Origin of the sequence: Halobacteriovorax sp. RT-2-6 (genome assembly GCF_047085025.1) — a bacterium.
Lineage (GTDB): Bacteria > Bdellovibrionota > Bacteriovoracia > Bacteriovoracales > Bacteriovoracaceae > Halobacteriovorax_A.
In genome coordinates, this window is sequence record NZ_JBKIYH010000001.1 from 718,312 (window position 1) to 740,783 (window position 22,472).

Annotated in this window: 19 protein-coding genes and 1 tRNA gene; 11 read left to right on the top strand and 9 right to left on the bottom strand. The window is 37.7% G+C overall.

The window, feature by feature from the left end:
* Positions 1-7 precede the first annotated feature (7 nt).
* Both ACMAYS_RS03300 and aat read left to right on the top strand, forming a co-directional pair.
* Positions 8-1,111 carry an arginase family protein gene (locus ACMAYS_RS03300; RefSeq protein ID WP_412462733.1) on the top strand — a complete coding sequence of 368 codons (1,104 nt, stop codon included), beginning with the start codon at positions 8-10 and terminating at the stop codon, positions 1,109-1,111.
* Entirely contained in the window at positions 1,098-1,796 is a 699-nt protein-coding gene (gene aat / locus ACMAYS_RS03305; RefSeq protein WP_412462734.1) for a leucyl/phenylalanyl-tRNA--protein transferase, read from the top strand. Before ACMAYS_RS03300 ends, aat begins: the two co-directional genes overlap by 14 nt.
* 74 nt (positions 1,797-1,870) lie before the next feature.
* Here aat and ACMAYS_RS03310 read toward each other — a convergent pair whose 3' ends face one another.
* Both ACMAYS_RS03310 and ACMAYS_RS03315 read right to left on the bottom strand, forming a co-directional pair.
* Positions 1,871-3,403, bottom strand: coding sequence for a hypothetical protein (locus ACMAYS_RS03310; protein WP_412462735.1), 1,533 nt, complete (start codon positions 3,401-3,403; stop codon positions 1,871-1,873).
* Positions 3,404-3,419: 16 nt separating this feature from the next.
* The gene (locus tag ACMAYS_RS03315) at positions 3,420-4,769 is read right to left on the bottom strand and encodes a hypothetical protein (RefSeq protein ID WP_103217555.1); all 1,350 of its coding nucleotides are present in this window, start codon (positions 4,767-4,769) and stop codon (positions 3,420-3,422) included.
* A gap of 32 nt (positions 4,770-4,801) precedes the next feature.
* On the opposite strand from ACMAYS_RS03315, the gene ACMAYS_RS03320 reads away from it, so the two are divergent.
* Positions 4,802-4,888: transfer RNA gene (locus ACMAYS_RS03320), tRNA-Leu, on the top strand.
* 94 nt (positions 4,889-4,982) lie between these two features.
* Here ACMAYS_RS03320 and ACMAYS_RS03325 read toward each other — a convergent pair.
* A complete protein-coding gene (locus ACMAYS_RS03325; RefSeq protein ID WP_412462736.1) occupies positions 4,983-6,566 on the bottom strand; it encodes a PilZ domain-containing protein in 1,584 nt (527 codons plus the stop codon).
* 166 nt (positions 6,567-6,732) lie between these two features.
* Here ACMAYS_RS03325 and ACMAYS_RS03330 point away from each other — a divergent pair, with 166 nt between their 5' ends.
* Positions 6,733-7,647 (top strand): hypothetical protein, encoded by a 915-nt coding sequence (locus ACMAYS_RS03330; protein ID WP_412462737.1) that lies wholly within the window; start codon positions 6,733-6,735, stop codon positions 7,645-7,647.
* 20 nt (positions 7,648-7,667) lie between these two features.
* Here the strand turns inward: ACMAYS_RS03330 and lpdA are convergent, their stop codons facing one another.
* From lpdA to ACMAYS_RS03345, 3 genes are read right to left on the bottom strand one after another with little or no spacing between them, the layout of a single operon-like run.
* Complete coding sequence (gene lpdA, locus ACMAYS_RS03335) at positions 7,668-9,071, bottom strand: dihydrolipoyl dehydrogenase (RefSeq protein ID WP_103216934.1); 1,404 nt, start codon at positions 9,069-9,071, stop codon at positions 7,668-7,670.
* 31 nt (positions 9,072-9,102) lie between these two features.
* Complete coding sequence (gene odhB / locus ACMAYS_RS03340; RefSeq protein ID WP_103216933.1) at positions 9,103-10,335, bottom strand: 2-oxoglutarate dehydrogenase complex dihydrolipoyllysine-residue succinyltransferase; 1,233 nt, start codon at positions 10,333-10,335, stop codon at positions 9,103-9,105.
* Positions 10,336-10,349: 14 nt separating this feature from the next.
* Positions 10,350-13,094: a 2-oxoglutarate dehydrogenase E1 component gene (locus ACMAYS_RS03345; protein WP_392991556.1), complete on the bottom strand. Its 2,745-nt coding sequence runs from the start codon at positions 13,092-13,094 to the stop codon at positions 10,350-10,352.
* A gap of 163 nt (positions 13,095-13,257) precedes the next feature.
* Here ACMAYS_RS03345 and ACMAYS_RS03350 point away from each other — a divergent pair, with 163 nt between their 5' ends.
* The 4 genes from ACMAYS_RS03350 to ACMAYS_RS03365 all read left to right on the top strand — a co-directional run bounded on the left by ACMAYS_RS03350 (position 13,258) and on the right by ACMAYS_RS03365 (position 15,511).
* Positions 13,258-13,650, top strand: coding sequence for a nucleoside triphosphate pyrophosphohydrolase family protein (locus ACMAYS_RS03350; RefSeq protein WP_103216932.1), 393 nt, complete (start codon positions 13,258-13,260; stop codon positions 13,648-13,650).
* The gene (locus ACMAYS_RS03355) at positions 13,650-14,669 is read left to right on the top strand and encodes an FAD:protein FMN transferase (protein WP_412462738.1); all 1,020 of its coding nucleotides are present in this window, start codon (positions 13,650-13,652) and stop codon (positions 14,667-14,669) included. Before ACMAYS_RS03350 ends, ACMAYS_RS03355 begins: the two co-directional genes overlap by 1 nt.
* A gap of 32 nt (positions 14,670-14,701) precedes the next feature.
* Entirely contained in the window at positions 14,702-14,914 is a 213-nt protein-coding gene (gene nqrM / locus ACMAYS_RS03360; RefSeq protein WP_103216930.1) for a (Na+)-NQR maturation NqrM, read from the top strand.
* 237 nt (positions 14,915-15,151) lie between these two features.
* Entirely contained in the window at positions 15,152-15,511 is a 360-nt protein-coding gene (locus ACMAYS_RS03365; protein ID WP_146037773.1) for a hypothetical protein, read from the top strand.
* Between the two features lie 25 nt (positions 15,512-15,536).
* Here ACMAYS_RS03365 and ACMAYS_RS03370 read toward each other — a convergent pair whose 3' ends face one another.
* Together ACMAYS_RS03370 and ACMAYS_RS03375 are read right to left on the bottom strand one after the other, a co-directional pair.
* On the bottom strand, positions 15,537-16,160 hold the full coding sequence (locus tag ACMAYS_RS03370) for a class I SAM-dependent methyltransferase (protein ID WP_158246789.1): 624 nt from the start codon (positions 16,158-16,160) through the stop codon (positions 15,537-15,539).
* Positions 16,161-16,163: 3 nt separating this feature from the next.
* Positions 16,164-16,769 (bottom strand): YiiX/YebB-like N1pC/P60 family cysteine hydrolase, encoded by a 606-nt coding sequence (locus tag ACMAYS_RS03375; protein WP_158246788.1) that lies wholly within the window; start codon positions 16,767-16,769, stop codon positions 16,164-16,166.
* A 130-nt stretch (positions 16,770-16,899) separates the two neighbouring features.
* Here ACMAYS_RS03375 and ACMAYS_RS03380 point away from each other — a divergent pair, with 130 nt between their 5' ends.
* Together ACMAYS_RS03380 and ACMAYS_RS03385 are read left to right on the top strand one after the other, a co-directional pair.
* Positions 16,900-18,819: a hypothetical protein gene (locus ACMAYS_RS03380; protein WP_103216926.1), complete on the top strand. Its 1,920-nt coding sequence runs from the start codon at positions 16,900-16,902 to the stop codon at positions 18,817-18,819.
* Between the two features lie 14 nt (positions 18,820-18,833).
* Entirely contained in the window at positions 18,834-19,529 is a 696-nt protein-coding gene (locus tag ACMAYS_RS03385) for a M15 family metallopeptidase (RefSeq protein WP_412462739.1), read from the top strand.
* On the opposite strand, the gene ACMAYS_RS03390 is transcribed toward ACMAYS_RS03385, so the two are convergent.
* Positions 19,513-19,965: an acyl-CoA thioesterase gene (locus ACMAYS_RS03390; RefSeq protein WP_103216924.1), complete on the bottom strand. Its 453-nt coding sequence runs from the start codon at positions 19,963-19,965 to the stop codon at positions 19,513-19,515. The two genes, ACMAYS_RS03385 and ACMAYS_RS03390, sit on opposite strands and share 17 nt — an antisense overlap.
* Before the next feature lie 238 nt (positions 19,966-20,203).
* Here ACMAYS_RS03390 and ACMAYS_RS03395 point away from each other — a divergent pair, with 238 nt between their 5' ends.
* Positions 20,204-22,291, top strand: a complete 2,088-nt coding sequence (locus ACMAYS_RS03395) for a hypothetical protein (RefSeq protein WP_412462740.1) — start codon at positions 20,204-20,206, stop codon at positions 22,289-22,291.
* Positions 22,292-22,472: the final 181 nt, after the last annotated feature.

Genomic DNA, 22,472 nt, shown 5'->3' on the forward strand with positions numbered 1-22,472 from the left:
AATATATATGAGTGACAAGAATGAAACATTATTAAATGACTACCTTTGCCCTCCAGGCTTTGGTGTATTCACAGTTAACACAGCAAAAGAGAGAAAAGATAAGCTAACTCAAGTGCTTTATAAAACGACTGAAGATGCCGCAATCAGATCGGCATGGAGTAATGAACTTAACAAACTTTCTAACGTAAAAGGTTGTGCAATTCTTGGTGTCGCATCCGACTGTGGAGGAGGGATCCAAAGAGGTGCAAACTGGGGACCTTTATTCTTAAGAAACACATTAATCGAAGACCATTTAGATACTTATAAGCAATGTTTTGACCTAGGTGATATTAGAGTTATTCCTCACCTTCTGCATGACAAGTACTTAAATGATGAAACAATAAAGAGTGCACAAAATGCATTGTACGGTGGAAAGAACTTAAGTGTCTCTCCACTAAGTATTGCCAAAGCAAGTGTTGATGAAGTCTTTAAACATAATAAGGATTTAAAAATCTTCAGTATCGGTGGAGATCACTCAGTAAGTTTTCCACTAGTAAAATCATGGATCAACAATAGAAGATCACTTGGAAAGAAAGTAGGCCTTATTCACTTTGATGCGCATACTGACCTGTTAAGAGAAAGACTTGGTATTGATTATTGTTTTGGTTCTTGGCTAACTCATGTTCTGGATGATCTTGAAACACCAAAGCATTGCTATCAATTTGGCATTCGTTCAACTGGAAAATCAAAAGAACACTGGGAAAGTGAATTTGGACTCAATCAGTATTGGGCAAAAGACGTTAAGGAAATAGGAGCAAAAGAATTAGCACTTAAAACAGTAGCAGAACTTAAGGCCCAAGGAATTGAAGAAATTTATATTAGCTTTGATATTGATGCCCTCGATGAAAGTGTTGCCAGCGCAACAGGCACACCTGAACCAGAGGGACTGATGCCACACGAATGTGCTATAATGATAAAAGAGTTTACTAATGCCTTTTACCTAACTGGTGCAGACATGGTTGAAATTGCTCCACTTGTAGGCTTAAGCGAAGAAGGCTCTCGAACAACACTTGAAGTAGGGGCCGCAATGAGTGCTCTTATGATGGAGGCCATGATTAGTGCCAATAATTGAATTCCCACCAGTCGAAGTCGCAGATGAGCAAGGGCTACTAGCTATTGGTGGAGATCTCCACCATGACTCCCTTTTATTGGCGTATCAAAATGGAATCTTTCCATGGCCAATATCTCAAGAGTATCCCCTAGCTTGGTTTTCCCCTCCACAAAGAGGAGTTATTCGCCTTGAAGACATTCAAATAAGTCGTTCTCTTATTAAGTTTATAAAAAAGTGTGACTGGACTGTTACCTTTAACAAAGACTTTCTATCTGTGATCAGAAACTGTCAGCAGATTCACTCAGACTCCATTGAAGGAACTTGGATTACTGATGAAATCGTCGAAGGCTACTTTAATCTTTTTCATCAAAATCTTGCTTATAGTGTCGAGGTATGGAATCAAGAAAAAGACCTAATTGGAGGACTCTACGGCGTAAGCATGGGACACTTCTTAAGTGGTGAATCAATGTTCTACAAGGAATCAAATGCTTCAAAAATTGCTTTACTAGCAATTCTTTCTGTCATCAAGCAATACGCAATTCCATTCTTAGATACTCAGATGGTGACTCCAATTACAAAGTCCTTTGGTGCAATCGAACAAGACCGAAGTCTATTTATCAATCAAATAGCTCCGCTATTTGCACAAACACCACTTGTCTTTTCAGAAAATGAAATTTTAGTACGTGACCTACTGAAGTCTTTTTAACTTTATATACAGAGCAACTCTTTTGATAAAAATTGCAAGGCGCCATCTATTTCTATAAATATTTTTTGAAAGAATCATTTTATAATTTCCTCTTCACTAATTCCTAAAGCATTCCACTCACAAGCAATTTGTGAAAGTGCAAATTTCTTTAATCTTTTAGAGAAGTATTTTAAGTTTGCCATTGTTGGTGACATTAAGTGAAATCGATCTAACATACCATCTTCTTTAATATACGATAGGATTGAAACTTCACCAGATGAAACCTGAGTTGTAGCAAGAAAAATTCCAGATTTAGTTATATTTGTATCAGTATCACTTTCATTTCTAATAATAGGATACTCTTCACAAATTTTTATAATATTTGAATATGTATTTTTTAGTTCTTTTAATCGAATTAAAAGTAATTCGTAAGTTGTTCCCTTTAGGGCCAAGAATTCCGCTTTTGCCAGATCATTGTACTCATAGAAAGGCTCATACTTTTTGATATTGTATTGATAACCATAACTTTGTAGTGGCATAGACTTAAGAGAGAAGCCTAAAGCAGCAAGATTAGAATTAAAATAATTATCTAAATTGAGAAAGAATTTATTCCCCTCAACTGTCGCTAAAATATCAGTAACGACATCTTGATAGTCATGAATACGATCTCTAACATCATAAACCCATTTGCGATCTTCAGTATTAATAAGTTTTACAAGATCATCTTTCGTTTTAATATCAGTTATATTAATTAAGCCTGAAAGAGTTTCAACTTGATGATTTAGGATCTGATAAACTTCATTGAAAGAAGATCGATTAAATACTCTTTCTAAACATTTTAAGTTTTCAAGTGCACAAAAAATTTCATAAATAAACATGCGATGAATTTTCACAGCACTACTATTAACTTTGCTTGTAATGTACTCGTTGAGTTCGAGAGCAAGAAGAGATGTAATATTCTTTAGAGGAAGATCAGAATCTAATAAAAGCGAAATAGCCTCATCAACTCCCTTACCTTCGATATTCTTTTCTATTGATTTTGATTTATTAAAATCAAAGTCAAACGCAACATCATCGATATGATCTTCATCTATATTAAAACGAATTTTAGAATCTGAAATTGACGAGTCAAATTTTCGAATAGGAACTTCAATTTCTTCCCCTGTAACACTTAAAGGCGCAAAGTAATCAGAGCAAAGTTCGAGCTGAGATTCATCTAGAAGATGATTATCCTTCTCTAAATAGTACATTGCTTTAGGAGAGACAATCTCATATTGTATGCGATCTGTTTTGCGATAAAAATGTACACCATAGTTACGACTAACTTCTGCTTCAAACCAAGTCATTGACTCAAATAAGTGTCCAAAAGATTGTGCCGTTTGCCCATAACTTAAAGCTAGTGCATAAAAAATTCGTTTATGATCATTTAGATTTTGAAATTGATAAATCAATAAGAAACGAGAATTTAAAAGATTATATTTATCCTTTAAGTCGTTAGCATTTAGAAGATCTATACAAGATAGGCCAGTAAAGACAATATGCTGATCATCAAAGTGTGCCAGCATTAACATTGAAAGCTCGGCCTTTGACTTAACTTGAACTATATCTGTTACTTCAAAAATATTCATCTATTTAGTTTTCCAATTACTCTAAAGTGAATCTTACATCATAAGGAAAAATCGGCGCTGAATTCTCTTCTTTAGGAGCACAGCTTTGTTTCTTTCCATTTGACCACACCCAATTATATATCTTTTGATTGAATGTGTCTGCCCCACTATCATATTCAATATAACGATAGTATGGTGCTCCCGAATTGGATGCACTAGATAATAATGTTATCGCTGCAGGAAATGAAGCAGCAATTTCATTATCTCGACAACCTCCAATTAATTTTCTTTGATCCACAACGAATTTACCTTTACTATTTCTCACGTTGCGAACCCATGTCTTTAAGCGACAATCAAAATAGTAACCTGTATGAACAGCATTTTCAAAAGCAGTTAAGAACTCAAGTTTCCAATGTTTATCTTTCTCTTTTTGTATATTGAAAGGTCGAACATATTTACGACATAGACTGAATCGATCAAGGTGATTACGATAAAAGTCGATAAAGCGTTTCGAAAGCCCTTCTTCTTTTTGAAAAATATCAAGAGCATCATCATAAACTTTTCGGCAAGATGTTTTTAGTGTTTGAAGTTCATCATTAGAAAATAGATGACCAGAGTTTATAACATACTTCAGGGCGCGATTTGGAAGAATTGGAGACTCAAGACGATAAGCACCCTTTAATTTTCGGCCGACATCATTTCTTCCCATTGAGTTTTCAATAAATGCTTTGGCATATCCCCAATCCACATATTTTTTTAGAGTATTTAGGCCCTGTACTTCTTGAAGAGACTCATCAAGCATACTTTTTGCAACAAGTATAACTTCAGACTCCCAGTCATCATTTAGGTCGCATAGTCCTGTTAAACAAGACTTCAAGATATACCCTCCGATTATTTGTACCTGAACAGTTTCTTCTCGTGGAAAACTTCCATCAACAAGGTATTTTAGATCACCAAAAACAGCTACACGTTGAGGTTTTCCATTACGCCCAAGAAGTCTTGGAATCACGGCCCAAGAAAAATTTGGAGTATGAACTTTAGAAGTATAATCATTCCAGATGTCTTTTTCTTTACATAATTTTCTTTCTTTAAAAATTCGTCCACTAACTAAATCGAGCTCAAAGTTAACTTCACTATCACGGGGCGTCGTAATAAAAACGTCTACAAGTTTAGTACGCATATCCATACGAGGTGCAAAGTCGAAGAATAAGTGAGGAACAACTCTACCTTCATAAGTTAGATAATTAAAATTCCCCTCTCCTGCAAACCAAGTAGGCTTAACTTGCGATGTGGGAAGGACAATTTTTTTTGTTGCACAACCTACAATAAAAATTGCAAGTAAAAGAAAAATGAATTTAGTAGTTTTTTTGAATTGACAAATATACACGTTATAGTCCAAAATCGTTAAACACAAATAGCGGTTCGGTGTTGGAATTGGTAGACAATCTGGATTTAAAATCCAGTGGGGGCAACCCCGTGCGGGTTCAAGTCCCGCCCGAACCACCATTTCCTTTTCTTAATTATCAACGGATACATTTATTTTTTCAAGAACTTAGACTGATCTAGTCTGTTTTTTTAATGTGCATTGCGAAATAGTTGATTAAGCTGCTTTTTTTGCTTCTTCATTATCGTTGAGAATATCAATCATACACTCTCCGATAACTTCCATAATTGCGTCTGAAACAGACTCAAAACGAAGACCAAAGCCTCTTGGACGATTCTTAGATGCCCTCATGATTGTGAAGTCAATAGCGACAGCGCGGCCAAAAATCCCCTCTGAGATATAAATCGTTCCACGAGTATTTTTGTCAAATTCTTTCTCAAACTTAGTCACTTCAACAAAGCCACCACTTAGTGATAAGTTAGTAAGGTATCCCTTATACTCTTTTTGAACACCAACAAGCGAGAATGAAACTAGTTCTTGTAATTCGACACGATACTCAGTTCTTTCGATTTGATACTTATTATTTTCAGGATTTTCTTTATCTTCAAATATTAGTTGTGCTTGTGTATTAAGCTCAAGACAGTCTTTTGCTGCAACCCAAGGTGCACCTGCCTTCTTTTTAACAAGAGTGGAAGACGTAACAATCTTCTTTTCAAAATCAACAAGCATTTCATCAAAACGTAAAGGACCGACAACGCCAGCTCCTGTATCGTATTGCCATGTTTTCTTATTTGAAATTTCAAACGACTTACCGTTCTTAAGGCCTTCTATATTCAAGCGATCAAGTTCTTCATCATCAGCTTGTGCACGTGTTGCAATTTCAAGCCCTCCACTAGAGATATCAAACTCACCAGTGGCCTCTTCACTAAGATCAATTTCAACCGTACGATCTTCGTCTTCTAGTACAAGAGAGTCACGAGGAATGAGGTTAATCCTTGGAGTACTTGGAGTGTTATCTTCGCTAACAACTTCTTCAATTTCAACTGAATCATTTACGGCCGAAATTCCAATCTTGCTATCTGTGTATGATTTAAAATTTGCTAACTCTTGTTCAGCGACTTCTAACTTAGCATTTAAGGCCTTGGCCTTAGCAATAACCTTTGAAAGATTCTTTCTTGCTAATTTATTTTCAACTGCAAGATTTTTATATTTTATTTTAAGAGCATTAAACTTTGATTGATATTCTTGAGTATTAGTATTTCCATCCTCAAGTTCACGCGTTGTTGATAGAACTTTTGTAATCTTACGATTTACATCGCTAATTAAACTTGTTTCATCTAACACAGACTCTAATTTTGTAAGAATGGCCTCACTACGATCACCACTCGAAGAGCCAACAAGTTGCGTGATATCACCGATTCTCTCTTCTACAGAGGAAATTTTCTCACTAAACTCTTCTCGAAGTTGTACACCAATTGCAGAAACTTCTTCTTTTACAATTTTTGAAATTGCATCTAATAGATCATTATTATGATTATTCTTAATTTCTAATTCTTCCAATTTAATAATGTATCCATTTGGTGCCGAAGCTGGTTTTTCAAATGTCTCAGGAGCTTGCTTAAGAGCATCTGTAATTACACGAGGTAAACTCATCTTAGACAACTCAACCCATTGAGACTTTTTAACGTCAAAACCAAATTGGTTTGAAAAAACGATTCCAGAAAGCGCTTCAATATAGAGATCATTAAGATCGATCTCTCTAAAAGTTGTGAATGTGTCTGCAATGAAAAGTTTCTTCAATACTTCCTCTACTATTCTTTCTAGTATATCGGTAAGATTTAAACTAAAATTTAATAATATTAGCTATTTACTCTGTTTTTGTTTACAAACTTCTATTTGAAACCAAATAAGGTATTGATTTTTGGATAATTACAATAAAAACCACTTACAAAAAAAAGAAGAAAAATTGGCCGATTTAATAGGCTTTCAAACAGAAGTTATTGAAATCACCGAAGAGATTTTAAATAAGAATAATTTAAAATCTTCCGAAGAACTCTACCTATGTGGCCTAAAAGAAGAGGCCATTAATACCTCACTCTTAGACTTTTATGAAATTCTACAAAAGCTAAATGAATTAGAGAATTATAAAGAACTCACAGTATGTGATATTGGCGCATCCTATGCAAAGATGGCATTCGTGGCCAATCACTTCTTTCCAAATATTAAAGTCATTAGTATTGAACCAGTCAAAGAGCGCATCGAATATGGCCTCGACAAACTCAAAGACACAAAACATATTTTTATCAACGATGTCTTTAAAGAGGAATTAATTAAAAACCATAAAATTGATTACTTCTTTCTCTATTTTCCAGTTGGTAAAATTCTTGATGATATTATCACCCAACTTAATGCTCCTGTCGTTGCTATTGAGTCGCATGGCGAACTTCTAAACCGTTTAGGACATAGCTTTTCTCAAAAAGAAGTCCTAACAAAACTAAACTTTGCCCGTCACAATCCTCATAGCTATCTTTTTACAAGGCCATCAGAATCAAGCTTATATAAGGCATTTAAAGCGTTTCAAAAAAAAGAAGATGAAGTTATCATCGTCAACGATCAAAGGCCATGGTTAGCAGAATCAGAAGGCCTAGCCCACTACTTTGATGAGAAAGATAAAATTACCCTTGAACTTAAGTGTCCACCTCGAACAATTTTCTTTAATGAAGATTTAGAGACGGCCAACTCTTGTAACTTCTCAAAACCGATACAACTTCTCATTCAAAAGCGTCGAGCAAATGAAAAAGTTGATGGTTATTTAATTCGAAAAATATTTTTGGATGGGAGTTTTGAGTTGTCTTCAGGTGAAATAAAAAAGGCACCCTAAGGTGCCTTTAAAATATTTGCTTAGATGTTCAAAGGTTTTTTATCAAAAGCATCAAGAGCAGCTTCTTTGAATGCTTCAGAGTAAGTTGGGTGCGCATGACAAATGCGTCCAATATCCTCAGCAGCAGCTCTAAATTCCATTGCCACAACTGCTTCTGCAATTAAGTCAGCAGCACGAGGACCGACAATGTGTACTCCTAAAATCTCATCTGTTTCTTTACAAGCAAGTACTTTTACAAAACCAGCTGATTCGTTTGAAGCACGAGCACGTCCACTTGCTTTAAATGGAAACTTCCCTGCTTTATATGGAGTCTTATTAGCTTTTAGCTCTTGTTCTGTTACACCAACTGAAGCAACCTCTGGCCAAGTATAAACAACACCTGGAATTAGATTGTAGTTAATATGTGGTTTTTGACCAGCAATGATTTCAGCACAAACAACACCTTCTTCCTCAGCTTTGTGAGCAAGCATAGCACCTGTTGTAACATCACCAATCGCATAGATATGAGAAACGTTAGTTCTTAAATGATCGTCAGTGATAACACGCCCACGCTCATCAAGATTTACACCAGCATTTTCAAGACCAAGATTGTCAGTATATGGACGACGTCCAACTGCCATTAGACAGTAGTCACCGTCTAATTTGATTTCTTCATCGTTCTTCTTATTCTTAGCTTTTACGATTACCTTCTCGCCCTTTCTAACAACTTCAGTTACACCGTGACCAGTATAGAATTCCATACCTTGTTTCTTAAGAACTTTAGTCATCTCTTTTGCACAGTCTTTATCCATTGTCGCAAGAATTGAATCTGCATACTCGACAACAGAAACTTTAGAACCAAGTCTTAAAAATACTGAACCAAGCTCTAGACCAATAACACCACCACCAATTACGATGAAGTGCTTTGGAAGTGTTTCAAGCTTTAGGGCCTCAGTTGAAGTGATAATTCTTTCTTTATCAATTTCAATCCCAGGGATTGTCGCTGGCTTTGAACCAGTTGCAATAATGAAGTGTTTGGCCTTAAGAGTTTCCTCTTTCTCACCTGAAACTTTAAGAGTATGAGCATCAACGAAAGATCCAAACCCATGGAAAGTCTCAACTTTATTCTTACCCATTAAGTAAGTAATACCACCAGAAGTATCTGCAACAACACCAGCTACACGCTCTGCCATCTTCTTAATATCGGCCTTTACTTTACCTGTTGTGATTCCGTGTGCTTCAAATTCATGAGTTGCTTCATGAAATTTCTCACTTGAATCAAGCCATGCTTTCGATGGAATACATCCAACGTTTAAGCATGTTCCACCAAGTGTATTATATTTTTCTACGATTGCTGTCTTCATACCAAGTTGCGCGCAACGTACGGCACTGATATATCCACCAGGGCCTGAACCAATAACAACAACATCAAATTCTTTACTCATATATAATCCTTAATCTTCTTTAATATACTTATTAGATGTCCAGTAGCATTCTGGCCGGATCCTCAATCATCTCTTTAACCATCTTAAGGAATGTTACTGATTCCTTACCATCGATGATTCTGTGGTCATAAGAAAGTGCTAAGTACATTACAGGGTGAATAACAACCTGACCGTTTACAGCTACTGGTCTTTCAACAATATTGTGCATTCCTAGAATCGCTGATTGTGGAACGTTAATAATTGGAGTTGAAAGCATTGAACCGAAAACACCACCATTTGTGATAGTGAATGTACCACCAGTCATTTCATCTACTGTAAGCTTTCCATCACGCCCTTTAAGAGCAAGTCTTCTTACTTCTTTTTCAATTTGAGCAAGGCTTAAGCTTTCTGCGTTTCTAATTACTGGAACAACAAGACCTTTTGGAGTTGATACCGCGATACCAACATCTGCATAGTCGTGATAGATGATATTTTCACCATCAATTTGTGCATTAACACCTTTGATTTCCATAAGTGCTTTTGTACATGCTTTTGTGAAGAAAGACATGAAACCTAGTCCGATGTCGTGCTTGTCTTTGAAAGCATCTTTATATTTCTTACGAAGCTCCATTACATTGAACATATCAACTTCGTTAAATGTCGTAAGCATTGCAGTCGTATTCTTTGCTTCCACAAGACGCTTAGCAATTGTCTTACGAATACGCTTCATTTTTACTTCTTCTTTTGCTCTACTTGCACCACCCATTGGAGCTTGAACAGCAATTTCCTGTGCAGGAGCAGGCTTTGCAGCGGCAGCAGGAGCAGCTTTTGGAGCAGCACTTGCGTTCATTGCATCAGCCTTAGTGATACGTCCATCTTTACCTGAACCAGCAACTGAACCAGCACTAACGCCTTTTTCTGCAAGAATTTTTGCAGCAGCTGGAGATGGATAATTCTTATCCCCACCCGAAACTGGAGCACTTGCCGGTGTATTTGGAGTTTCAACTGTTGTAGGAGCATCATCACTTGAAGCTTGTGTCGGAGCTGCAGATGTATCTAACTCAGCTACAACAGCACCAATTTCAAGTTCAGCACCTTCTTCTGCGATAATTCTAATGATACCACTTTCTTCCGCAGGAAGAGGAAGTGTTGCTTTATCTGATTCAACTTCAACTAGTTCATCACCTTCACTAACATAGTCACCGTCAGCTACTAGCCACTCACCTAGAGCAACTTCTGTAATTGATTCACCAATTGGTGGAATAGTAATTTTTACGATTGCCATTTTCTTTTCCTTATTTATTTAAATGCATTCTCTACAATTGTTTCTTGTTCTTTCATGTGTACTGAAGCGTATCCTGTCGCAGGAGATGCCGAAGCTTTTCTTGAGATACAATCAATATCTCTAAAAGTATCGCGCCAGCGATTTAAGTGCATCCATGCTCCCATATTTGAAGGCTCTTCTTGTACCCAACGATGTGTTGCGTTTGGATACTTATCAAGGATCGCCTTAATTTTTTCAGTTGGAAGAGGATATAATTGTTCAAGACGAACAACTGCAACATCTTTACGATCATTTTCTTGTTGGTACTTAAGTAGATCGTAGTAAATCTTACCTGTACAAAGAACGACCTTCTTAACGTCTTTTGGGTTCACCCAAGTATCATCAAATACTTCTTCAAACTTACCAGTTGTGAAGTCTTCAACTTTTGACTGGCATAGAGGATGTCTTAAAAGTGACTTCGGAGTGAAAACAACAAGAGGCTTTCTAAACTCCCACTTAAGCTGACGTCTAAGAGCATGGAACATATTTGCTGGAGTTGTAATATTACAAACAACCATATTCTCTTCAGCACATTGCTGTAAGAACCTTTCTGGACGACAAGAAGAGTGTTCAGGTCCTGCTCCTTCATAACCGTGAGGCAGAAGCATTACTAAGTTACACATTCTTCTCCACTTACTTTCTGCTGCTGAAATGAACTGATCTATTACGATTTGAGCACCGTTAGTGAAGTCACCAAATTGTGCTTCCCAGATATTAAGAGCGTGAGGTGTTGCTTGCGAGTAACCATATTCAAATGCAAGTACCGCATACTCAGAAAGAAGTGAGTTATAGATATAGAAGTTTCCTTGACCTGTCGTTAGGTGCTCAAGGCCACAGTATGCTTTATTTGTTTTCTCATCAAAAACTTTTGCGTGACGGTGTGAGAATGTCCCACGAATAACGTCTTCACCAGAGAAGCGTACATCGTTACCTTCAGTTAGGATCGAGCCGTACGCAAATAACTCAGCAAGTGCCCAATCAATTTGACCATTTTCAAAAGAAGCCTTTCTTTGATCAAGAAGCTTTTGTGCTTTTCTTAGAGTTTTAAATCCTTCAGGAGTCTGCGTGATTGATGAAATAATATTCTCAAGTGTCTTCTTATCAACACTTGTATCAGGTGAATTAGTAAAATCCTCTAGAGTTGAAAAACGAACGTTCTTCCACTGCTGGTGAGGCCCTGGAACTTTCTTAGGAATTACATTTTGCTTAACATTGTTAAAACGATCCGAAAGAAGGTTTTTGTATTCTTCTTGCATTTCTTTTGCCACGGCCTTATCAACTGCACCGTGACTAGCAAGCTCTTCAATATACATTTCACGAGGATTCTTATGCTTTGAAATCATCCCGTATAATTCTGGTTGAGTATACTTCGGCTCATCACCTTCGTTGTGTCCGTGCTTACGGTAACAAACCATATCAACGAAAACATCGCGCTTAAATTTTTGTCTGAACTTAACTGCAAGCTCACATGCGTAAACAACGTCTTCTGGACAATCACCATTTACGTGAATAACTGGAATATTTAGCATCTTAGCAACAGATGTTGAGTAGTGTGATGAACGGGCATCTGTAAAGTCAGTAGTAAAACCAATTTGGTTATTAATAACAAAGTGAAGAGATCCACCAGTGCGGTAACCTGGAAGCTCAGACATTTGAAGTGTTTCGTAAACAATCCCTTGTCCCGCAACGGCCGCATCACCGTGAATAACAATTGGGATAATCTTGCTCTCATCTCCATCGTAAGCAATATCAATTTGAGCACGAGCATAACCAGTTGCTACTGGTGAAACTGTTTCTAAGTGTGATGGGTTTGGAAGAAGCTTTAAGTAAACTTCGCTATTATCTTCAGTCTTAGTTACTGAAGTAAATCCCATGTGATACTTAACATCACCATCACCTTGACCAGCAAGTTGCTCAAGAGAGTTTCCTTCAAATTCAGAAAAGATATACTCATAAGTTTTCCCTAGAGTATTAGCTAGAACGTTTAGACGTCCACGGTGTGCCATACCGATAATAAATTCTTTAGCACCTAGTCTTGCACCTTCGTTAATAAATGCATCAAGCCCTGGGATTGTCGACTCTCCACCTTCAAGTGAAAATCTTTTTTGTCCCGTATATTTTGTTTGAAGAAAGTTTTCAAAAACATTTGCTTCATTCAATTTGTGTAGGATTCTTTTTTTCTTATCAACATCGAAATTTTTGTTCAGGTAAGTTGTTTCAAACTCTTCTCTAAACCAACGTCTCATCTCAGTATCAGTTGAGTGCATATACTCAACACCGATCTTTCCACAGTAAAGCTTCATCATGTGGTCCATGATATTTTTTAGAGTCGTAGCACCAAGGCCAACAAACTCACCACAAGTGAATACTTCGTTTAAATCAGCATCTGTTAGATCATAGTCTTGAAGAGAGATACGTGCATGACGATCTAGTCTTGGACGAATTGGATTTGTATCCGAAAGAAGATGTCCTCTTGATCTAAAAGATTGAATTAGTCTGAATACGTTGAATTCTTTACGTAACTTCTCATCACTTACTTCACCACCGGCACTTGTGCTACCTTTACCGGCACCGAATTCAAAACCTAGAAAAAAGTTGCGCCAACTTTCTTCTACTTCCATCGGGTTTGATTCGTATTGTTCGTAGAGAGAGTCAATGTAAGAAATGTCTGAACTTGATAGTGTTGAAAAGTCGAATTTATCCATTTGATTTAAATCCATTTTACCGCTTTGCGGCTATTACAAAATTAATAATTTAGGCACGTTAATATACCTTATATCTTAACAGTTCGTGAAGTTTTCTTTTTGCACAGGCAAGCTTTGACTAGATAAAAATCAAAGTGATAAAGTTCGATCAACTACCCAACTTTTCACAGGAGAAATTATGGACTCACAAAAATATATGAGTGATGCAATTAGAACAGAATCAAGAGATTTTGATGCGATGAACACACGTCTAAATGACGATGGAATTAAGAGACTTCTTCACGCTGGAATTGGTCTTTCGACGGAAGCTGGAGAATTCCTCGATGCTCTAAAGAAGCATATATTCTATGGTAAGGAGCTTGACCGAGTAAATCTAGCAGAAGAACTTGGTGATCTTTTCTGGTACATGGCCATCGTTGGTGATGAACTTGGGATTAAATTTGAAGATGTAATGGAGCGCAATATCACAAAGCTTAAGGCGCGCTACGGCGAAAAATTTAGTGAAGAAAAGGCCGACAATAGAGACCTAGATAGCGAAAGAAAAATTCTTGAGGAACAGGCGTTTAATTAATGAGAATTAACAAAATCTTTATATTTGGAATGGGCCTTTTATTAGGCCTGTTAACTTCATGTCAAAGTGAAAAACTGCAAATTTATAGTGCCACTGGCCCGACCATGGGTACGACATACCATATCAAGTATCTTGCACCTAATGGATTCGACGAGGATTCGGTAAAAAAAGATATTGAGATAAGATTAGATGAAGTCAACAAGGCCATGAGTACTTACATCAATGACTCAGAAATTTCACTCTTTAATAAAATGTCCAAGAGTGAAAAATTCTATCCAGGCCCAGACTTTAGCAGAACTCTAAAGCACGCCCTAGACGTTGCAAAGAAGACTGATGGTACATTTGATCCAACAATCGGAACGCTTGTAAACCTTTGGGGATTTGGTCCAACTGGAAAACGCAAGATTCCTTCAAAAGAAGATATTGAAGAGGCCAAGAAGAAAGTTGGTTACGAAAAGATAATCTTTAAAGATGGCATCTTAACAAAAAGTATTGATGGTGTGTATCTTGATTTATCTGCATCGGCCAAGGGTTACGGTGTTGATGCACTTGTTGAACTTCTACAGGCCAAAGGAATTAAGAACGCTCTTGTCGAAGTTGGCGGTGAAGTTAGAACAATGGGCGAATCTCTAACACGCCCGTGGCGTATTGGTGTTGAGTCCCCTAGTAATAAAGATGGTAATCCAGTTGTGAAGGTTGTGAAAATCAAGAATGTTGCCTTAGCAACATCTGGCGACTATCGAAATTTTTTCAAAGAAGGTGGCAAGCGCTACCAGCATACAATAAATTTCAAATCAGGTTCACCTGTTGAATCTCAACTTGCTTCAGTTAGTGTTATCTCTGAGACTTGTATGGATGCGGATGCTTGGGCAACGGCCCTTATGGCCATGGGTGCAAAGAAAGCAATTGCTTACGCTAAAGAAAATAACTTGAAGGCGTTCTTCATCTATCGTTCTGACGATGGTTCAGCAAAGTATTTAGAGACATCAACGCCAGGATTTGATAAGGTGACAGAGTAATCTAATCGGATATTTTTCTATTGGAGAATTTTATGGATGCTAACATTAAACTATTCCTAATTACTTTCGCTGTTCTTGCTCTATCAATTACAGGAATGGCCGTTGGTGTAATTATTTCTAACCGTAAGCTACAAGGCTCATGTGGTGGACTTGGAAAGCTAATTGGTGAAGATTGCCAATTCTGCGACAAGAAGGATGAGTGTACAGAAAATCCAGAGCAGGCCGAAGACTGTCTAAAAGCTTAATCTAAAATACAAATCAAATATGCATAAAGGCCCCATTTTGGGGCCTTTGTTGTTCATAGATAGGGCCAAAAAGCGCCCCTTTCCCATACGACACCACCCATAAATCTCTAAGTAGCTGATTGTACGTGTTCAATTTTTGGCACAGTTCATGCTTTTACTATAGCAACAAAGCTCTTAAACAGGATGTTTAAAGCTGAAGGCTTCAGGAAGAACGAACTTAGCGGAAAAGAGGCCATTATGAAAAGTACATTAAGGAGAGCACTTTACATCACTTTAGGATTAGTTATGTTATCGATAACAATCCAAGAGAAAGTTCACGCAAGAACTATGAAGAGAATCACGCCAGAGCAGATCCAAAAACTAGATCGCGCTATGGCAATTGAGACCTTCAATGGTGAATTCCTCGACATCACAAGTGTTGCAAAAATTAAAAAGACTTTTGGGAATCTTGAAGGATTTAAAGATGGTGCACAAATCCAATTAGCAAATGGAGATGTACTAACTGCAAGAGATATTCGTTTTCTATATGTAGAAAGACTCAAGCAACAAAAGGAGAAAAGATTAGAAGTGGGGCGTACTCCACACGACGAAGAATAGTCGGAAATATTTTGGGAATCTGTAACTAATTTGCTACGTCTTCCTTAGTAGCAATGACCAGTAAGACATCCGGGTCGCTCGAAAGAGCGGCCCTTCTTTTTTTATCTGCAATAATTTTACGCCCATTTGGCAGCATCAAATAGATAATGCGAAACCCTGCTTCAGTCACGATCTTCTCATATTCAAGGTAGTCGAGAACTGTAACTGATAGGTCAGTAAGAAGCATCTCTTTGCTCTTAACCATCGCTTCAAAACAAAAAACTCCCCCACTATTCAAACGCTTAAAGACATTTCTTATATACTGAGAAATTTCATCTTTAGATTGTAAGTAATGAATTTGGTGAGCATCTAAAATAAGATCAAATGAGCGCTCGATCTGATCTAACTTGAGGCTAGATAAACACTGAAATTCGAAATTGTTAAAATTTTGGCGGGCCTTATAAATGGCCTCTTCAGAAATATCGATGCCTAATAATTGAGAGAAATTGAAATTGGCCAAATTTAGACCTTGCCCACATCCAACCTCAAGGACTTCAATTTTATCGCTCTCAAACTTTACAAGAGTGAGGGCCTTTTGAACTAAGTCAATAAGAGTCTGAGATTTGAGAAAGTGATCGCTTTCTTTATGGGCCTGATTAAATTGATTCACAATTTAATATAGCGGCCCCATATCTTTAAAGTCACCATCAAAACCAGTTGAGAAAAAGAAATCATTAGGAGAAAGCCCTAACTTTCCACTAGGAGGAAGTTTTCCACCGAAATAGATTTGCCATCCCTTAGGATTCTTATCATAGGTCATTGGAGCTGGTTTAAACTTCTCAATAGCATAAACGCTTTTAAGAAGCTTGTAGATGAACTCCGAACAATAAAGCTTATCATCATCCCAAAGATAATCGTGATCAAAGTCCATTCCAAGAAAGATTGACTTGTAATTTTCAATTAATTTTCTTTTCTTTGAGAAATTAATATGCTTTGGACGAATAACGTGTGGGACCTTATTCGAATATGCTAGAAATGATTTTAGTGGCAGGTGGTGAACGCTTCCAAGAGATTGAGCAACATAAACTTGAGAACCTAGTTTTAGAACAATTCCTGAGTGAGAAAATGGGCCACCAGTTTCATTTTCGATCAGCTCACAACTGAAACAGTCCATATCTAACAAGATCACATCACCTGTTTGCAGATCACTTAATGGCAGTGCCACAGTTTTAAGGCTTACAAAAATAGAAATTAACACCAACAAACGTCTAAAATTCACAACCAAACCCCTGTAATAACAGAAACTTAAACGATAAAACAGCAATTGCCCTACTATTAAAAACTTAGGCTTTGCTGTTATACTAAGTAAGTAACTAGATTGATAGCCTAAAAAAGCAGGAAAAGTAAAAATGAAAGGCATTATTTTAACACTCATATTTTTAAGTTTTGCACTTGGACACTTCGAAGTCTTTGCGACGACAAACTGCCCGACAGGACAGGTTTTCAACGCTAGTTTGAATCGTTGTATGTATACAGAAGGTTCAATAAAGAATCGAGATGAGTATCAGGATTGTGACTCTAAATCGAGTGAGAGTGAACGCAATGCTTGTATGAAAGCAGCGGCCGATGCCAGACAACAAAAAACAATTAATGAGCTAAATGCTGGACGAGTTTCCGATAGTGATGTTGAAAGTAAAGGTAAGGGTAATTTAATAACTGGCTTTGCAGAAGCTTGGGGGATCGTTACAGGAGTTACGGCCCTAGTAGTTCCTAAGTTCTTTAACGGAGAAGATGCTGCCAAATCAACAACAAATGAGTCGGCTCCAGTAGACCCAAAGCAACAGCAATCAAATGCCCCTGATACTAATACATCAGAAGTATCAAAAGATGAAAACCGTTCAAGCTGTAAGTCTTGTATGCTGGTTGGTGCGATCTCGGCCTATAGCTTCTATCAAACAAAAATCAACAAAGAAGACGTAAAGAAGAAAACAAAAGAGTTTAAAGAAGAATACGAAGAAATCTCAAAAGACCCTGAAACAATGAAGAATGCTCAAATTGCGGCATTTGATATGCTAGAAAAAGAACAAGAATATTTAGCAGATGTTTCTTCAAAACAGGCAAAACAATATAAAACACTGGCCCTAGGATATACAGCGGCAGCAGCTGTTGCAGTTTATGAGACATTTTCATCATTTGGGACAAGCTGTATGAACCAATCCCCAGGTGAAGCTGGTGGCGCTTCGAAGTGGAATTTCAGCGATATGGCAAATGGCTTTCGCTCGATCACTAATAATCCATGTACAGTTATTGTGGCCTCAGCAGTAACAGTCCCTGCGGCACTTACTGTTTCAAATCAAGCAAAGAAGAATAATAAAGATGCCAAATCGAATGTTGAGCAGATTAAGATTTTAAAAGAGAAGTATGTAAAGAGTGTTGCTTCATTTTGTCCAGATGGAAGAGATAGCTTAAGCAACCCTGCTTGTTACTGTTATACAGCACAAGGAAATAAGAATCCTAACCGCGAGAAATCTAAGACATGTCAGGACTACTGGAATAAGTATTCTGGATCATATGTAGCATCAGCTGACTCATCACGAGCAGCTCAAAGTACGAATCCACAAGGCTGTTTCTATGTTGATGGAAAGTTTGATCGCGAGTGTAATTGTCGTAAGCTAAAAAATAATAAGGGAGAAAATGCTTGTAAGAAGATTACGGTATCCCCTACTGCTTTAAGTTCACTTGGTGGACTTGATGTTACGGAAGCAATCAAAGCGGCCAATGCAACAACTCAGGGTAATGGTGGAACTTACAATGCTTCAACGACTGATGCACAAGCTGCCATGGCGGCCAAGGCGATGGATGCAATCAAAAAGAAGCTAGAAAATCCATTTAAGAAAAGTACAGGACTTGGACTTAGTAAGATTAGTGATGAGCTTGCAAAACAAGCGGGCCGCTATGGTGATAACAACAATGTATCAATCTTTAATGGTAACGGTGCAAGTGAAGCATTCGCTCGCTTAAGACCAACAGAGCCTTCATTTCAAGACGCAGTTGAAAATGTCTCGGCCAAGCTTCCTGCCAAGGGACTTGCAGCACCAGCAAAGAAAACTGTTAGAAAAACAACAAATAATAATACTAATCGATGGAAGTTCGATGACAACTCTAGCTCACAAGTTTTAAGTTTTGGAGCGGGAGCTGGTAATGGAGAATCGAACAAAAAATATGACTATGGTGATAACGATATTATCAAAGATAAGTCTGTTTCAATCTTTAAAGTTATCTCACATCGCTATGTTCAGTCAGGACTAAAGAAATTATTCTCTGAATAATAATTGGAAAATATATGAGCAAGGTAGACAAGGAAGTCTTATTCGGAATGACAAAAGATCATCTTATTTATGATGAGAGCATCAATCGCTACTTCCACAAAGATTCATTTGAAGACTTTAAACGTTTCAAAGAAGATGCGCTAAAAGATGGTGTCGATTTCTATGTCACAAGCTCTTTTCGATCTTTCGATGACCAACTCAGAATCTGGAATGAAAAGTGCGCCGGCAAACGCCCAATCTATGATCGCACGGGAAATGAACTAGATCACACAAAACTCTCCCCTTCAGAAATTGTAAACGCTATTATCAACTGGTCGGCACTTCCAGGAACTTCTCGTCATCACTGGGGAACAGAGCTTGATGTTGTGGATGGCAATAGCTGGCCAGAAGGTTATCACATTCAATTAATTCCAGAAGAGTTTACACAGGGTGGACCATTTGCTGATTTTAGTAAGTGGCTAAATACAAAAATTGAAAATAACGAGAGTTATTCTTATTATAGGCCATATGTAGAAGATCTTGGTGGAGTTGCTCCAGAGGCATGGCATATAAGCTACAGTAAGGTTTCATCGGAGTATCATCAAGAATACACTTACGAGCTATTTTGCGAATTATTAGAGCATGAAAAAATGAAAGAGCTTACTTTCTTAGATGAAGTAAAAGCAAGCTCTGAAAAAATTTATCATCATTTCTTTAAGCTTTTAAACTAAGCCCTACCGCTTTTAACCAATCAGGATCATGGCCCATAAGCTTTCTTTCTTTTAGATCAAACAGTCCCGCGGTCATTTTAAATTTTGTATACACCTTACCTGTATCATCAAACATCTCTTGCTCGAAAGTTAGAACCTTACTATTAACAAAGCTTGTGGCCTTTGAGCGAATCTTTACATTTTGTCTTAGACGAAGTTCAGACTTAAAAGTGATGTTGATATCTAAAACGACAGGACCTCTTTTTTCACGCATAATGCGATCCATACCCCATCCATTCTTTGTAATCATGTCCCAACGGGCCTGCTCAAAGATAGTCAAATAGGTTGCATTATTCATATGACCAAAAGTATCGAGATGCGTCTCTTGTACTTGAAATTCGTAAATTCCCTCTTCGATATTAAAGTCTTCGATTGTATGTGCTCGTTGTGAAGTCATTTATTACACCCCTTATATACTGCTAAGTTGTTAATTTCTTTTCAATGGCCACAATCATGGGCGATCGTAAAATATGATTTTACATGGCCGGCCCCTAAAAATGAACATATTTTTAAGCACTTATCTTGTGCAACACCCCTCAAATCCCTAAATCATGCTTAAATACTCAACTTTTCGAAGAATTTAACCGATTAGAACTTATAATTTAAGTAAGGCAAACCTAACTTTCGAGTCACTTATGAGCAAGAAAACAACTATTTTAAATACTTTTACCTTAACTCTTCTAGCGGCTGCGCCACTTAATATGAGCTACGCAGGCACTGTGAATGTTGATTGTCCTGATCCAAGCACTGGTCAAATGGTGCCATTTGATATGCCATCGGATGGACGACAAGAGATACCACAGGAAGAGATTGATAACTTTTGTGGCCAAAAGCTAGCAGAGTTTCAAAGAGATAAAGAACTTGCAAATGGTTTGGCCAATGACGGTTCTGAACCAAATCAGCCAACTTCTCCTCCACAAGATGAAGGTGACGTAGCAAGTGATAGCGCAAAACATAAAGACTGGAATGGCTGTTTACAAGAAATGATGGCCAAAGAAAATAAATCTAAGATCGAGGCTTTCAAAGCTTGTTCTAAATCTGTAACAACTCTTGATTTTAAAAATGTTGAACCTGACTTTATTGGTAGTAGTGGTGCAATTAAGTGTCAAAGGGCCTTTAAGGTTTCAGGAACAAATGGAAATGCGAATTGGCAAGATGTTGCTCAAGAGGTTTACCGAAGTGGTAAAGCAAATTCAATTGACTATACAAAGGCCGTAGCTGTTTTCATCTATGCTAATAATTCATCTGAGGTTGATGGCAATGTTATTTCTGCCGCAGTTAAAAATGTTACAGCATGTAACCAAATTGCCGCTGCATTTGGAGAGAACCTTGAAGAGGATCGTCAATCAGAAGATCAATACTCAAATCCAGAGAAACTTACTTCAATTGATGGACGTATCACTTGTCGCCTATCAGGACTTGAAACCATTGACTATGACGAGTGTTCTAACTTAGTTCTTGCTCATAATGCTGCACAACTTGGAAAGACTGCAAATGCAACTTTCCAACAATTTCAAGCGCAAGACTTTAGTACAAAACAGCAAAATAAACTAATGAATATGGATGCGTCGGAAAACGTGACGACAACTGCCCTTAAGTCACAAAAAGATGGTCTGGCCAAGCAACAAACAATGGCCGAAACACGTCGTACAATTGAAGTTGCAAGACTAGGAACGATCTTAACGATGACTTCTAGTATTCCGACTAGTGAAACATATTTTGAAACAAATGAACTTTGTAAGAGACCAGTTGAACAGGCACTTTCAGGAATTGCAGAATATATAATTAATGACGGTGGTGCAGGATCAATGGGCTCACCAGAACAGATTTGTAAGCTAAACTTTGGTAGTAAGAAGTTTTCAATTCTAAGAAACGGTGAAGCGAAAAGAGCTGGTAACCAAATCGCAGCTGAAGCTGGGGTTGATGTGGCGAAAGAACAAATGGCCGTAAGTCAGCTTGGTAAACAACAAAAAATGATTTCAAGTGCTATTGGTAAAATTGAAGGAATGGAGACAATGGAGCTTCCAGAGGACTTCTTTGAAAACCAAGATGTCTATATGGAGTTTTGTCAGGCCAACCCTGCACATGCACAATGTCAGTCAGGTTGGGCAAATACAGTTAATGTCCCATCATTTGGTGACTACTCGGTAGGTGGATTTGGTACAAATCAGGCATACCAACACACAGAACAAGATCAAGCGGTAGCTGCAACTGCCGCAAGTACAGATGACCCAACATCAGCAGGTGTGGATACATCAACTGTTGTGAATAAAGCTAAAACAGGCGGAGGACTAAAAGGTAATTTTGGGCCTGTTGCAACCGTATCAGAAGGTGGTCAAATCGCTCAAGGTGCCGGTGGTGGAGGTAGTTCACCAGGCGGTGGAGGCGGTGGCGGAGGTTCATCTGCTGGAGGTGCTGCGCAACCAGAAGCTCTATCTGGAGCTGGCGGAAGCGGGCTTAAAGGTATCAGCTATGTTGGAGGTCGTGGACCAAGCTTTGTTGGTGGAAGAGGAACGGCTTCAGTTAAGAAAAAGAATAATGGTAATCCATTTAGTAATATGTTTAAGAAGAACCAAGACCGTAATCTAAGTTCACTAAACTTTAAAGGTAAGTCGGCAATTGGTGCAAAGACAGATGATATCTTCCAGAGAATTTCGACGGCATACGACAAGGCCAACGACGCTGGAAATCTTCTGAAGTATGAAACAAAAACTCTTGAATAAAGAACACTTAGAAAACTCATAAAGTTACATATTCTAGACACTGGGGCCAATTTTTTGGCCCCATCTTATTTTCCTCTATTAAATTTCAGTCATTTAGAAACAATAAATTTGGCACGAAATGTGTATATGTATAAAGTAACCGGTCGACGAGATGTTGATGCGTCACAACGTAGACAAGATG